Source organism: Bacillus sp. FSL K6-0138, from assembly GCF_037982765.1.
Classification (GTDB): Bacteria; Bacillota; Bacilli; order Bacillales; family Bacillaceae; genus Bacillus; species Bacillus glycinifermentans.
Window position 1 is genome coordinate 1,344,969 of sequence record NZ_CP150286.1, and the last position, 13,320, is coordinate 1,358,288.

General features: G+C 47.9%; 11 protein-coding genes. 8 read left to right on the forward strand and 3 right to left on the reverse strand.

Annotated features, from left to right (window positions below):
• Positions 1 to 78: 78 nt before the first annotated feature.
• Together ytrI and MHB78_RS07390 are read right to left on the reverse strand one after the other, a co-directional pair.
• Positions 79 to 582: a sporulation membrane protein YtrI gene (gene ytrI / locus MHB78_RS07385; RefSeq protein ID WP_046129668.1), complete on the reverse strand. Its 504-nt coding sequence runs from the start codon at positions 580 to 582 to the stop codon at positions 79 to 81.
• Complete coding sequence (locus MHB78_RS07390) at positions 579 to 920, reverse strand: YtrH family sporulation protein (RefSeq protein ID WP_046129667.1); 342 nt, start codon at positions 918 to 920, stop codon at positions 579 to 581. Before MHB78_RS07390 ends, ytrI begins: the two co-directional genes overlap by 4 nt.
• Before the next feature lie 137 nt (positions 921 to 1,057).
• Here MHB78_RS07390 and dnaE point away from each other — a divergent pair, with 137 nt between their 5' ends.
• The 7 genes from dnaE to MHB78_RS07425 all read left to right on the forward strand — a co-directional run bounded on the left by dnaE (position 1,058) and on the right by MHB78_RS07425 (position 11,465).
• On the forward strand, positions 1,058 to 4,402 hold the full coding sequence (dnaE, locus tag MHB78_RS07395) for a DNA polymerase III subunit alpha (protein ID WP_340033801.1): 3,345 nt from the start codon (positions 1,058 to 1,060) through the stop codon (positions 4,400 to 4,402).
• 142 nt (positions 4,403 to 4,544) lie between these two features.
• Entirely contained in the window at positions 4,545 to 5,780 is a 1,236-nt protein-coding gene (locus MHB78_RS07400; protein ID WP_046129665.1) for a malic enzyme-like NAD(P)-binding protein, read from the forward strand.
• A gap of 371 nt (positions 5,781 to 6,151) precedes the next feature.
• Positions 6,152 to 7,027 (forward strand): acetyl-CoA carboxylase, carboxyltransferase subunit beta, encoded by an 876-nt coding sequence (gene accD / locus MHB78_RS07405; protein WP_046129664.1) that lies wholly within the window; start codon positions 6,152 to 6,154, stop codon positions 7,025 to 7,027.
• Entirely contained in the window at positions 7,012 to 7,989 is a 978-nt protein-coding gene (gene accA / locus MHB78_RS07410) for an acetyl-CoA carboxylase carboxyl transferase subunit alpha (RefSeq protein WP_046129663.1), read from the forward strand. Before accD ends, accA begins: the two co-directional genes overlap by 16 nt.
• 238 nt (positions 7,990 to 8,227) lie before the next feature.
• Positions 8,228 to 9,187, forward strand: a complete 960-nt coding sequence (gene pfkA / locus MHB78_RS07415; RefSeq protein ID WP_046129662.1) for a 6-phosphofructokinase — start codon at positions 8,228 to 8,230, stop codon at positions 9,185 to 9,187.
• Between the two features lie 26 nt (positions 9,188 to 9,213).
• On the forward strand, positions 9,214 to 10,971 hold the full coding sequence (pyk, locus tag MHB78_RS07420; RefSeq protein WP_046129661.1) for a pyruvate kinase: 1,758 nt from the start codon (positions 9,214 to 9,216) through the stop codon (positions 10,969 to 10,971).
• A gap of 107 nt (positions 10,972 to 11,078) precedes the next feature.
• Positions 11,079 to 11,465 carry an FxsA family protein gene (locus tag MHB78_RS07425; RefSeq protein WP_046129660.1) on the forward strand — a complete coding sequence of 129 codons (387 nt, stop codon included), beginning with the start codon at positions 11,079 to 11,081 and terminating at the stop codon, positions 11,463 to 11,465.
• A 36-nt stretch (positions 11,466 to 11,501) separates the two neighbouring features.
• On the opposite strand, the gene ytvI is transcribed toward MHB78_RS07425, so the two are convergent.
• Positions 11,502 to 12,617, reverse strand: coding sequence for a sporulation integral membrane protein YtvI (gene ytvI, locus MHB78_RS07430; protein WP_046129659.1), 1,116 nt, complete (start codon positions 12,615 to 12,617; stop codon positions 11,502 to 11,504).
• Positions 12,618 to 12,716: 99 nt separating this feature from the next.
• On the opposite strand from ytvI, the gene MHB78_RS07435 reads away from it, so the two are divergent.
• Positions 12,717 to 13,181 (forward strand): DUF441 domain-containing protein, encoded by a 465-nt coding sequence (locus tag MHB78_RS07435; protein WP_046129658.1) that lies wholly within the window; start codon positions 12,717 to 12,719, stop codon positions 13,179 to 13,181.
• The last annotated feature ends 139 nt before the right edge of the window (positions 13,182 to 13,320 follow it).

Genomic DNA, 13,320 nt, shown 5'->3' on the forward strand with positions numbered 1-13,320 from the left:
TATCATGTAATGACAGTTTAAAATAAAAAATGGAAAAAAGCGACGAAAGTCTTTAAATAGTTAAAAAAATCCATATTTTTATTCGGAAAAAGAAATTTTGATCTCGACGGAAAGCCTCGTATAAATCGTCAGCTCCGTAACCTTTGCTTTGTAGGTTTTATCGTTGATCGTGTACACTTTGTTTTCAATCGTCCGTTTCAGAAGCTCCCTCGTTCTGTAAACACTTTCGATGTCCTTCGTAATGACGTCGGAAATATTATCTTTAATATTCTCTTCAACATTCATCTGGTCAGGCTGGGACAGCTTGTATTGCTTGGCGTTTACAAGCTTGACGTCAACGCTTTGGATCAACAGCTTTCTTTTGTTGTCTTCATTCAGTTTATGGAGATCCTCCCGGTAAATGTCGATTTGTTTATTCAAATCCGTGATTCGTTCCTTCTGCTGGCGTATCATGATAACCTGTTTCTCCTGGAATGTGCCGTACGTAAACAGGAATACGAGCCAGCTGATTACTGCTCCGCACATGATTCCCGCGAAAAAACGCTGCCAGCCCGGCTTTTTATGATAAGGAGGGACCCTCATGATGAAATATGCTCCTGTGTGAGCCAGTTGATGATCAGAAATCCCGTCTGCGCTCCTCCCATTGCCGAAAGGATCAGAAGAAGCTGCTTCACGATGTCTCTCGTATTGCCTTCGATGATGCCTCGTTCAAAGCTGTAGACCGCATCGAACGTACCGCCGATTGCGGCCACCAATGCCCAGATCTTAAGACGGTTTGCAAGACTCGTAATAATCGTTAAAGGCGGCTGGCCTGACAAATAAGCGCCGATTCCGCCGATTAATGCACCGCCGAGAAGAACGCCGAGCGCGATAAAGTAGCAGCTGATAAAGTTTGGAAAAAAAGGCTGTTCCGGGTCCATTTCGATCACCTCACCTTTTAACACTATATGGACAATGTAAGACAAGTATGAATGATACGGGAAGAAAGAACATTTGTTTCTAATTCATTCACATCATATAATGAAAGGAGATTGCTCGAAAAGGAAGGGGTGACAGAATGCCTTTTGTTCACCTGCAAGTACATAGCGGCTACAGTTTATTAAGCAGCGCCGCCTCTGTGGAGGATCTCGCTGCCAAGGCCGAAGCGCTCGGATACGGCGCGATGGCCCTGACGGACGATGAGGTCATGTACGGGGCGGTTGAGTTTTATAAAGCATGCAAAAAACGCGGGATTAAGCCGATCATCGGGCTGACCGCTTCAGTTCTTACAGATGAAAAAGAACAGCTTGCATATCCGCTCGTTCTTTTGGCTAAGACGAATAAAGGATATCAAAATCTGCTGAAAATCAGCAGCGTGCTGCAGTCAAAATCAAAATCAGGCATAAAAGAAAAATGGCTGAAAAGCTATCATGAGGATATTATCGCGCTCACAACTGGCGAAGCGGGTTATATTGAAACGCTGTTAAAAGGCGGGGAGACCGAAAAGGCAAAAGAAGCCGCACTCCGGTATCAAGCGATTTTCGGCGAGGAGCACTTCTATTTGTCCTACCAGCCGTATAAGGCCGATCCGCTTCTTTCCGAGCGCATCCTGGAGCTTTCGCAGGAGGCGGGAATTCCGATTGCCGCCACCGGAGATGTGAGATACATCGAAAAAGAGGATGTTACGGCTTACACCTGCTTAAAAGCGATTAAAGCTGGGGAGAAACTCGGGGAATCAGTTGAGGCTCAAGGCGATCTGCACCTTGATCTGAAGCCTGCCTGTGAAATGCTGGATATTTACCGGAATCACCCGGATGCGCTCGAGAATACCGTCAAGATCGCAAATCGGTGCCACGTCGATTTAAGCCTCGGCCAGACGCGTCTTCCGAAGTATCCGGCTCCCGGCGGCAAACACGCGGATGAATTTTTAGCAGAGCTTTGTTTTGAAGGACTTTCCAAGCGGTTTGTCTCGCCTTCCCGTAAATACGTCGAAAGGCTCGAATATGAGCTTTCCGTCATTAAAGACATGGCGTTCAGCGACTACTTCCTCATCGTCTGGGACTTTATGAAATTCGCACACGAAAACGGCATCATCACCGGCCCGGGCCGCGGATCTGCGGCAGGGTCTCTTGTCGCCTATACGCTGTTTATTACAGATGTCGATCCGATCAGGCACAAGCTTCTGTTTGAACGCTTTTTAAATCCGGAGCGGGTCACGATGCCCGATATTGACATCGATTTTCCGGATACGAGAAGGGATGAAGTCATTCAGTATGTGAAAAATAAATACGGCGCTATGCACGTCGCCCAGATCATTACATTCGGGACACTGGCCGCAAAAGCAGCGCTCAGGGATGCAGGAAGGGTGATGGGCATCAGCCCGAAAGAAGCCGACCAGCTGGCAAAGCTGATTCCGTCAAAGCCGGGCGTGACCTTGAAAGAGGCGAAAGAGCTATCTCCTGAACTCGCAAGGCGACTTAATGAATCAAGGCGGCTGCAGGACATATTTCAAACGGCCCTGAAAATCGAAGGTTTGCCCCGGCACACTTCCATTCATGCGGCAGGCGTCGTATTGAGCGAGGAGCCGCTCACCAATATCGTACCGATACAGGAAGGTCATGACGGGGTGTATTTAACGCAATATTCAATGGGCCACCTCGAAGATCTGGGCCTTCTCAAAATGGATTTTCTCGGCCTCCGCAATTTGACGCTGATCGAGTCAATCAAATCGCTGATCGAAAAAAAAGAGCGGATCACGATCGATTTCTCCGCTATCCCGTATGATGATGAACAAACATTTCAGCTTTTATCAGCGGGCGACACGACAGGCATCTTTCAGCTCGAATCCGCCGGAATGAGAAATGTGTTAAAGCGTCTCAAACCGAACAGCCTCGAGGACATCGTCGCCGTCAACGCCCTGTACCGGCCCGGCCCGATGGAAAATATCCCGCTGTTTATCAGCAGAAAGCACGGTCAGGCGCCTGTTTTCTATCCGCACGAAGATCTTGAGGACATTTTAAAAGATACGTACGGCGTCATCGTCTATCAGGAACAAATTATGATGATTGCCTCAAAAATGGCAGGCTTCAGATTGGGGGAAGCCGACCTTTTGCGGCGGGCCGTCGGCAAAAAAAACAAGGAAATTCTCGATACAGAGAGAAATCATTTTATAGATGGATGCCTGAAGAAAGGATATTCCGTTAAATCGGCAAATGAGGTATATGATCTGATCGTCAAATTTGCCAATTACGGCTTCAACCGCAGCCATGCGGTCGCCTACAGCATGATCGGCTACCAGCTCGCTTATTTGAAGGCCCATTTTCCCCTGTACTTTATGTGCGGCCTTTTGACGAGTGCAATCGGCAATGAGGACAAGCTCGCCGAGTACATCTATGAAGCAAAGGGTAAAGGGCTTCGCGTTCTGGGGCCTTCGATCAATAAAAGCGGCTACCCGTTCACGGTTGAAAACGGAGCGCTCCGCTACAGCTTAAGGGCCGTGAAAGGCGTCGGAATATCGGCCGTAAAAGAAATATACAGGGCGAGAAAGGAAAAGCCGTTTGCGGACCTGTTTGACTTTAGCGTCAGGACGTCTGCAAAAAGCGTCAACCGCAAGACGATAGAGGCTCTCATATTTGCCGGAGCGATGGATGAATTCGGGGAAAACCGCGCCACCCTGCTCGCTTCCGTAGACATCGCTCTGGAGCATGCCGAGTTGTTTGCGGGGGACAGTGAGCAGCTTGGATTTTTTCTCGATGAAGCGCTGACCATCAAACCGAAATATGCGAAAACGGAAGAGATGCCGCTCGTCGATCTGCTTGCCCGCGAAAAAGAGACGCTCGGCATTTACTTTTCAGACCATCCGCTGACCGTCCACCGCACCATGCTGGACCATGCTGGCGCCCTTCCGATCATTCAGCTGACCGGAAACAGCCGGACGAAAGCCGCTCTCGGCGCTCTTGTAACAAAGATGAAAACGATACGGACGAAAACGGGGCAAACGATGGCATTTCTCGAATTAAGCGATGAAAGCGGGGAGATGGAAGCGGTCGTGTTTCCCGAACAGTTCAGACGGCTTTCTCCGATATTGGAAGAAGGGGTCACGCTTTACGCCGAAGGGCGGCTTGAAACAAGGAACGAAAAACGCCAGCTTATCATCGCCAGGGCTTCTCTCCTTGAGGCGCTGCATACGGAGAAAAAGCCTGCTGTTTATATCAAGGTTGAAGAACATCAGCATTCCCAGGAGATCCTTGAAAAAATCAGCGCGATTTTACGTGAGCACAAAGGGGATACACAGGTCTGCATCTATTACGAAAAGAAAAAGCAAACGATGAAGCTTCCCGAAGGCTATAATATAAAAGCTGATCACGCCGTGCTGTACCGCCTGAAAAGCGTCGTCGGAGAAAAAAATGTCGTACTGCGGTAACAATTTCGTGAGCATTTAGGATTAAAAAAGTCATGAAGTGTGTTATCATTTTTAAGATTCTATTGTTCGTCCAAAAAGAATCTTACAGCAGTATACGAAGCAAAATTTTAGGCAAAATTCCCTTGAAGGAGTGTTTGTTAACATGTCATTGAAAGAAAAAGCGCTGCACATGCATAAAGTCAACCAGGGTAAACTGGAGTCAAAATCAAAAGTTCAGGTTCGAAATGCGGAAGACTTAAGCCTCGCTTATTCTCCAGGCGTCGCCGAGCCTTGTAAAGCAATCTATGATGATAACAGTAAAGTATACGATTATACAATGAAGGGAAACATGGTAGCAGTTGTATCCGACGGAACGGCTGTACTCGGCCTCGGAAATATCGGCCCAGAAGCTGCGCTTCCCGTTATGGAAGGTAAAGCGGTTCTTTTTAAAAGCTTTGCAGGCGTAGATGCTTTCCCGATCTGTCTCAATACAACGGACGTTGATCAAATCGTTGAAACCGTAAAGCTTCTTGAGCCGACTTTCGGCGGGGTCAATCTGGAGGACATTGCAGCACCGAACTGCTTTGTCATCGAAGAACGCCTGAAAAAAGAAACGAAAATCCCGGTTTTCCATGATGATCAGCACGGAACAGCGATCGTTACAGTCGCCGGGCTTGTAAACGCCTTGAAGCTGTCAGGAAAATCAATGCCTTCCGTCAAAGTGGTAGCAAACGGCGCCGGTGCGGCCGGAATCGCAATCATCAAGCTTCTGTATCATTTCGGCGTCCGTGACATCATCATGTGCGACACGAAAGGCGCGATTTACGAAGGCCGTCCGAACGGCATGAACGCCGTCAAAGCCGAAGTGGCGAAATACACAAACAAAAACAGAATAGAAGGATCGCTTCAGGACGTGATTAAAGGTGCGGATGTCTTTATCGGCGTTTCCGTCGAAGGCGCCCTGACAAAAGAAATGGTTGAAAGCATGGCAGACCAGCCGATCATTTTCGCCATGGCAAATCCAAATCCGGAAATCATGCCGGACGAAGCGCATGCAGCAGGAGCCAGCGTTGTAGGAACCGGACGTTCGGACTTCCCGAACCAGGTGAACAATGTACTCGCATTCCCGGGCATTTTCCGCGGAGCGCTTGACGTAAGGGCGACACACATTAACGAAGAAATGAAAATTGCCGCCGTCGAAGCGATCGCATCGCTTGTTTCTGACGAAGAGCTGCGCCCGGAATACGTCATTCCGGCTCCGTTTGATCCGAGAGTCGCCCCTGCCGTTGCCAAAGCGGTTGCGAAAGCAGCTATGGAAACGGGTGTGGCAAGGATTGACGTAGACCCTGAGGAAGTCGCTGAAAAAACAAGAAAACTCGCGATTATCGAAGAAAAATAACACACCGCCATTTGCTTTTATCAGCGCGTGATCACTCGGAACTTTCCTCGAGTTGTCACGCGCTGTTTCTTGAATAAATTGATTGATTTTTCCTCTTTTTGGACACGCTCCTAAGGGAAATCAGCTCTTGAAAAAATTTTTTTCGGCCAAGCTGTTCCGGACATTTGTATCCGCTCTCAAGGCTTATATATCAGTTTGTCGGTCCAAAAGCTCATAAACGCGGGCTGCGCCATAGCCGATTAAAAATTGTCGAATTGAGGATGACACCGTTTGACAAAAAAAGTACAATAGTTTCGGTATAGTGATGTTCTAGTCTAAGAGTTAGGACAGGCATGTATTGAGGAAACCCTTCAGAAAAGGGAGGTAATCTTTTGTTAAAGGATATATTCAGCAAAAAGAAGAAAAAATACGCTTCCGTTCCCGCGGAGAAAGCGAAACAGGACGTACCTGAAGGCATTATGACAAAATGCCCTGATTGCAAAAAAATCATGCTCACAAAAGAGCTGGATAAAAACTTAAGGGTCTGCATGAACTGCGGCCACCATTTAAAAATGAACGCGAAGCAGCGCTTCAAAAGCCTGCTTGATGACCAGTCCTTTGAAGAATTCAATCAGGACATGGTGTCTGAAAATCCGCTGGGATTTCCGGGATACTTGGAAAAGCTGGAAAAAGACCGGGAGAAGACCTCTTTAAATGAGGCGGTTGTCACCGGAAAAGGCACGATCGACGGGTCCCCTGCTGTCGTTGCCGTGATGGATTCGTCATTCAGGATGGGGAGCATGGGGTCTGTCGTAGGCGAAAAAATTACGCTGGCGATTGAAAAAGCAAGGGAAGAGAAAATCCCTTTCATCATTTTTACCGCTTCCGGCGGCGCGAGAATGCAGGAAGGCCTTCTCAGCTTGATGCAGATGGCGAAAACAAGCTCGGCCTTAAAGCTGTTCAGCGAAGAAGGCGGCTTGATCATTTCCGTCATGACGCATCCGACAACCGGCGGCGTTTCGGCAAGTTTTGCATCTCTTGGCGATTACAACCTTGCCGAACCGGGCGCCCTGATCGGCTTTGCCGGCAGAAGGATCATCGAGCAGACCATTCGCGAAGAGCTGCCTGAGGATTTTCAAACCGCGGAATTTTTGCTCAAGCATGGTCAGCTTGATGCCGTCGTTCACAGAGCCGACATGAAAAAAACGCTCGGCAGCATTTTAAATATGCATCAAACTGGAGGTGATCTCGAGTGGCTGGAGAATTAGAATTTGAAAAACCGGTAATCGAACTGCGTGAAAAGATTGCCGAACTGAGAAAATTCACGCAGGATTCAGATATGGATTTAAGCTCTGAAATAACAAAGCTTGAAGCACGTCTTGAAAAACTTGAAGAAGATATTTACACAAATCTGAAGGCATGGGACAGGGTGCAGATCGCAAGGCATCCGAACCGTCCGACAACGCTTGACTATATAGAACATCTCTTTACCGATTTCTTCGAATGCCACGGAGATCGTTATTTCGGTGATGATGAAGCGATTGTAGGCGGTATCGCCAAGTTTCGCGGCCTTCCCGTGACGGTGATCGGCCACCAGCGCGGCAAGGATACAAAAGAGAACATCCGCCGCAATTTCGGCATGCCGCATCCTGAAGGATACCGGAAAGCGCTCAGGCTCATGAAGCAGGCTGACAAGTTTAACAGGCCGATCATCTGTTTTATTGATACGAAGGGTGCCTATCCGGGCAAAGCCGCTGAAGAAAGGGGACAAAGCGAAGCCATTGCGAAAAACCTTTTTGAAATGGCCGGACTTTCCGTACCCGTCATCTCGATCGTCATCGGTGAGGGTGGCAGCGGGGGAGCGCTTGCTCTCGGCGTCGCGAACCGTTTATTTATGCTGGAAAACTCCACATATTCGGTGATTTCTCCGGAAGGAGCGGCAGCGATTTTGTGGAAGGATTCAGGACTTGCGAAAAAAGCGGCTGAAACGATGAAAATCACGGCTCCGGACCTGAAAGAATTAGATATTATTGATCATGTTATAAAAGAAGTGAGAGGCGGAGCGCACCGCGATGTGAAGCAGCAGGCAGCATATATTGACGAGACGTTAAAGCAGGCCCTTCAATCGCTGATGAAGCTGGATAAAAACGAGCTCATCCAGCAGAGATACGAGAAATACAAATCAATTGGAAAAATTTCGACTGAAAGCCAATATGTTGGGATAAAATAAATAAACGTGAGGCCTTTTGGCTCACGTTTATTTTTTGTGGGCAGCATAGAAAGTGAAAGGATTGTGTCATTACCTCGAATTTTCCATGAGTTTATTTAAAATTTATTTAAAAACTTTTTGTTTAATTGTATAATAAATAAGGTTTACAAGGGACTCGGGCAAATTTGCATCCCTTTTCATTGTTTTTGCGGCAATGAACATGGTAAGGTAATTTATATATGTTTTCGAGGTGAAAAAGATGAAGCGAATCGGAGTATTGACAAGCGGCGGGGACTCCCCGGGAATGAATGCGGCTGTTCGGGCGGTTGTCAGAAAAGCGATCTATCATAACGTAGAGGTTTACGGAATTTATAATGGGTATTCAGGTCTAATCAGCGGAAAGATAGAAAAGCTGGAAATCGGTTCAGTCGGTGATATCATCCACCGCGGGGGAACGATGCTTTATACGGCAAGGTGTCCTGAGTTTAAAACTGTTGAAGGACGGGAAAAAGGAATAGAAAATTTAAAAAAATACGGGATAGAAGGATTAGTTGTCATCGGAGGCGACGGTTCATATATGGGTGCCAAAAAGTTGACCGAGCACGGCTTTCCTTGTGTGGGCGTGCCGGGAACGATCGACAATGACATTCCGGGAACCGATTTGACGATCGGCTTTGATACGGCATTGAATACCGTTATTGATGCGATTGACAAGATCAGAGATACAGCAACATCCCATGAACGTACATATGTGATTGAAGTAATGGGCCGTCATGCAGGAGATATCGCTCTGTGGTCAGGATTGGCCGGAGGAGCGGAATCCATTCTGATCCCTGAAGCAGATTACGATATGGATGAAATCCTTGCCAGACTGCAAAGAGGACACGAACGCGGCAAGAAACACAGCATCATCATCGTTGCCGAAGGCGTCGGCAGCGGAGTGGAATTCGGAAAACGAATTGAAGAAGCCACTAATCTCGAAACTAGAGTATCAGTGCTTGGTCACATTCAGCGCGGAGGTTCGCCGACAGCTGCTGACCGCGTATTGGCAAGCCGGCTCGGTGCATTTGCAGTTGAGCTGCTGCTCGAAGGAAAAGGCGGCCGCTGCGTCGGTATTCAAAATAACGAACTTGTGCATCATGATATTATCGAGATTCTTGATGAAAAACACACCGTTGATCAAAGCATGTACCGGCTGTCTCAAGAACTGTCAATCTAGTGTATAACCCGAGGAGGAAGTAGCAAATGAGAAAGACGAAAATAGTTTGTACGATTGGCCCGGCCAGTGAAAGCGTTGAAAAGCTTACCCAGCTGATGGAAGCGGGAATGAACGTAGCGCGCCTTAACTTTTCCCACGGAGATTTTGAAGAACACGGCGCAAGGATTAAAAATATCCGTGAAGCAGCAAGCAAGCTTGGAAAAGATATCGGGATTCTTCTTGATACAAAAGGGCCGGAAATCCGTACGCATACAATGGAAAACGGCGCAATCGAGCTTGTCACAGGCTCCGAACTGATCGTTTCAATGGATGAAGTCATCGGAACGGCCGAAAAAATTTCAGTGACGTATGAAGGTTTGGTTCATGACGTTTCCAAGGGTTCGACGATTTTGCTTGATGACGGACTGATCGGCCTTGAAGTTCTGGAAGTGAACGCAGACAAGCGCGAAATCTTGACGAAAGTGCTGAACAGCGGAACATTAAAAAATAAAAAAGGCGTCAACGTGCCGGGTGTCAGCGTCAACCTTCCGGGAATTACGGAAAAAGACGCGAAGGATATCGTGTTCGGCATTGAACAGGGCGTTGATTTTATCGCCGCATCCTTTGTGCGCCGTCCGTCCGACGTTCTTGAAATCCGCGAATTGCTGGAAGAGCACAATGCGGCGGATATTCAAATCATTCCAAAAATCGAAAATCAGGAAGGCGTCGATAACATTGACCGCATCCTTGAAGTGTCAGACGGCCTGATGGTTGCGCGCGGAGATTTAGGCGTTGAGATCCCTGCGGAAGAGGTTCCGCTCGTTCAAAAAGAGCTGATCAAAAAATGCAACGCGCTCGGCAAGCCTGTTATTACGGCTACGCAGATGCTTGACAGCATGCAGCGCAATCCGCGCCCGACGCGGGCCGAAGCAAGCGATGTTGCGAATGCGATTTTTGACGGAACTGACGCGATCATGCTTTCCGGGGAAACCGCAGCCGGAAACTATCCGGTTGAAGCCGTTCAAACGATGCACAATATTGCATCCCGTTCTGAACAGGCGCTCAACCATAAAAAAATCCTGTCTGCGAGAAGCAAGCAGGTAGGCATGTCGATTACGGACGCCATCGGACAGTCTGTTGCACATACGGCAATCAATTTGGACGTTTCTGCGATCGTGGCGCCGACCGAAAGCGGCCATACGGCGAGAATGATCTCCAAATACCGTCCAAAAGCGCCGATTGTAGCGGTTACGGTCAATGACTCCGTATCGAGAAAGCTGTCCCTTGTATTCGGCGTTTTCGCAAAAAGCGGACAAAATCACAGCACAACGGACGAAATGCTCGAAAATGCCGTGCAAAAGTCGCTTGACAGCGGCATCGTTCACCACGGCGATTTGATCGTTATTACGGCCGGCGCTGTCGGTGAAGCCGGTACAACGAACTTGATGAAAGTGTATGTTGTCGGCGATGTGATCGCAAAAGGCCAGGGGATCGGACGCAAATCAGCATACGGAGAAGTGGTCACGGCTCAGAATGCGAATGAAGCGGCCGAAAAAATGAAAGAGGGCGCTGTTTTGGTCACGAAAAGCACTGACCGCGATATGATGGCTTCCCTTGAAAAAGCGTCTGCCTTGATTACTGAAGAAGGCGGGTTGACAAGCCATGCGGCAGTCGTAGGCTTAAGCCTCGGCATCCCTGTCATCGTCGGATTAGAAAACGCGACTTCGATTTTGACAGATGGCGATGACATTACGGTCGACTCTGCCCGCGGAGCGGTGTACAGAGGACACGCAAGCGTGCTTTAATCGCATATACTGGAAAGAAGGGGAATCATATTTCCCTTCTTTTTTTACACGGTAGAAAGGACTTTAGTCCGGCCGTTCTGTTCCTTACAGAATTTGAGGTGAAAACGATGAAGTTTTTCCTGTTGTTTCTCATTATTTTTCCGGCATGTGAAATCGGTCTGTTCCTATTGTCCGCAAAATCGATCGGCGTTTTGCCGACCGTGCTGCTGATCATTTTGACGGGTTTTCTCGGTGCGGCTCTCGCTAAAAAACAGGGCATAGAGATTTACCATAAAGTCCAGCGTGATCTGCAATACGGGAAGATGCCGGGTGATGCGATGTTAGACGGGCTGTGCATTTTTGTCGGCGGCATGCTGCTTTTGCTTCCCGGGTTTTTATCCGACATGATCGGCTTGTTGCTCCTGCTTCCGCTGACGCGCAATCGGCTAAAACCGTTTTTATCACGCAGGCTGAAAAAAATGTCTGAAGGAAGACGGATAAAAATTATTAAATAATGTATAGCGGCAGCCTGCTGTATAGCGGATTGTCGTTTATTTTTGGCTTCCTTTAATAAAAAACCAGATTTCCTTGAATATACCTGTTGTAAAGAGGGCCTGAATCAGAACGAAAAGAGCGGGCCCCATGATCAATCCGAGAAACCCAAACAGCTTGATGCCGGCAAAAAGGGCGATCAATACGCCCAAAGGATGAATTCCGATCGACCTGCTCAATATTTTAGGCTCGGCAAGCTGCCTGAATGTCAGGACAACGATATACAAAACGCCGATGCCGATGGCAAGCGGCAGCTGCTTCGTGATCACCAAATATAAAATCCAGGGGACAAATACCGATCCTGCTCCTAAATACGGAAGAAGATCGACAAGCCCGATAAAAAAAGCAATCGCCACAGCGTGATTGATGTTCAGTATGATAAGGCCGATCAGGATGAGGAGCATCGTGATCGAAACGAGCAAAGCTTGAGCTTTCAAAAAGCCGGCCACCGCTTTTTTTAGTTCGGCATAAACCGCCATTCCCCCTCTGATCAGACGGCCAGGCAAAACCGTCTGCACCCATTTTTTCAATTTGTGCAAATCCTTGCTGATGAAAAAGGTGGCAAGGAGCGAAAAAATCAGCACGGCCGCCATGTTCGGCAAAAAGGCGAAAAAGAGCGGGACCATTTCTAAAATTTTGGAAAGAAATGATGCGGTGCCGGAAGCGAATTCGCTTCCTACCTTCTCGATCTGGGCAATGATCGATTCCTGCTGGCCGGCATCCAGTCCGTCAAAAAATGCGGCAAGCTGGTTATAAAGCGGCATAATCTGATCGGTGAAAAAACGCTCGGCATAAAAAGCTGCTTTTTGAAATTGAGCGGGCAGCACTTTGGCCAAATATGCGGCGCCGGAGACAATTTCGGCAACGACGAGTGTCATAAAGCCGGCCCCCGCGGTCAAAAAGCCGACGAGAACGATGCCCACATTAACGCCCCGCGGAAATCCCGTCCATTTTTCCAGCCATTCCACAAAAGGGTTGATGATGATGGCCAGAATAAGAGCGATCACAAAGGGATAGGTTAACGGAAAAGAGTAGTATCCGGCTATTCCGGCCGCTGCCGCCAAGAAAAGCACACAGCATGCCCGGAGCGCAATTGTTACATAGGATTGATTCAATTCTAAAATCCTCCCGCGAAAAAAGCGTGTCCTTTTTTTCATTTTATTCATGAGTCTTGCGATTATGAGACAGGTCATTAAAAAATGGAGATGAAACACATGTTTACACAAGCCAATTTATTTTTGCTTCTTTTGCTGGCAGTCGCTTTAATAGCGAAAAACCAGTCTCTCATATTTGCCGTCGCAGTGCTTTTGGTCATCAAGCTGATCGGGCTCGACCAAAAGCTGTTTCCTGCGATTCAGTCAAAGGGAATCAACTGGGGCGTTACGGTCATTACGATTGCCGTTCTTGTACCGATCGCCACCGGGGAGATCGGGTTTAAGCAGCTCGGAGAAGCGATGAAATCGTATTATGCGTGGATCGCCCTTGGAGCCGGGATTCTCGTTGCATTGATCGCCAAAAACGGCATCACGCTGCTGGCGGACGACCCGCATATCACCACCGCCCTTGTTTTCGGAACGATTTTGGCTGTCGCGTTATTCAAGGGCGTCGCAGTCGGCCCTTTAATCGGGGCAGGCATCGCATGCCTTGCTATGCAGATCGTCCAGTATTTTACATCATAGATCCTGAAATTTTTCGACATCCCCTTTGTGAAAAGGGGATGTTTTGTTTCGTCTCTAAAAAAATTTCAGGGCCGTATTTTTTCAAAAAAACATAATTGAATATAAATAAAACGGCTGAAACTACTAAAAATCTGTAAAT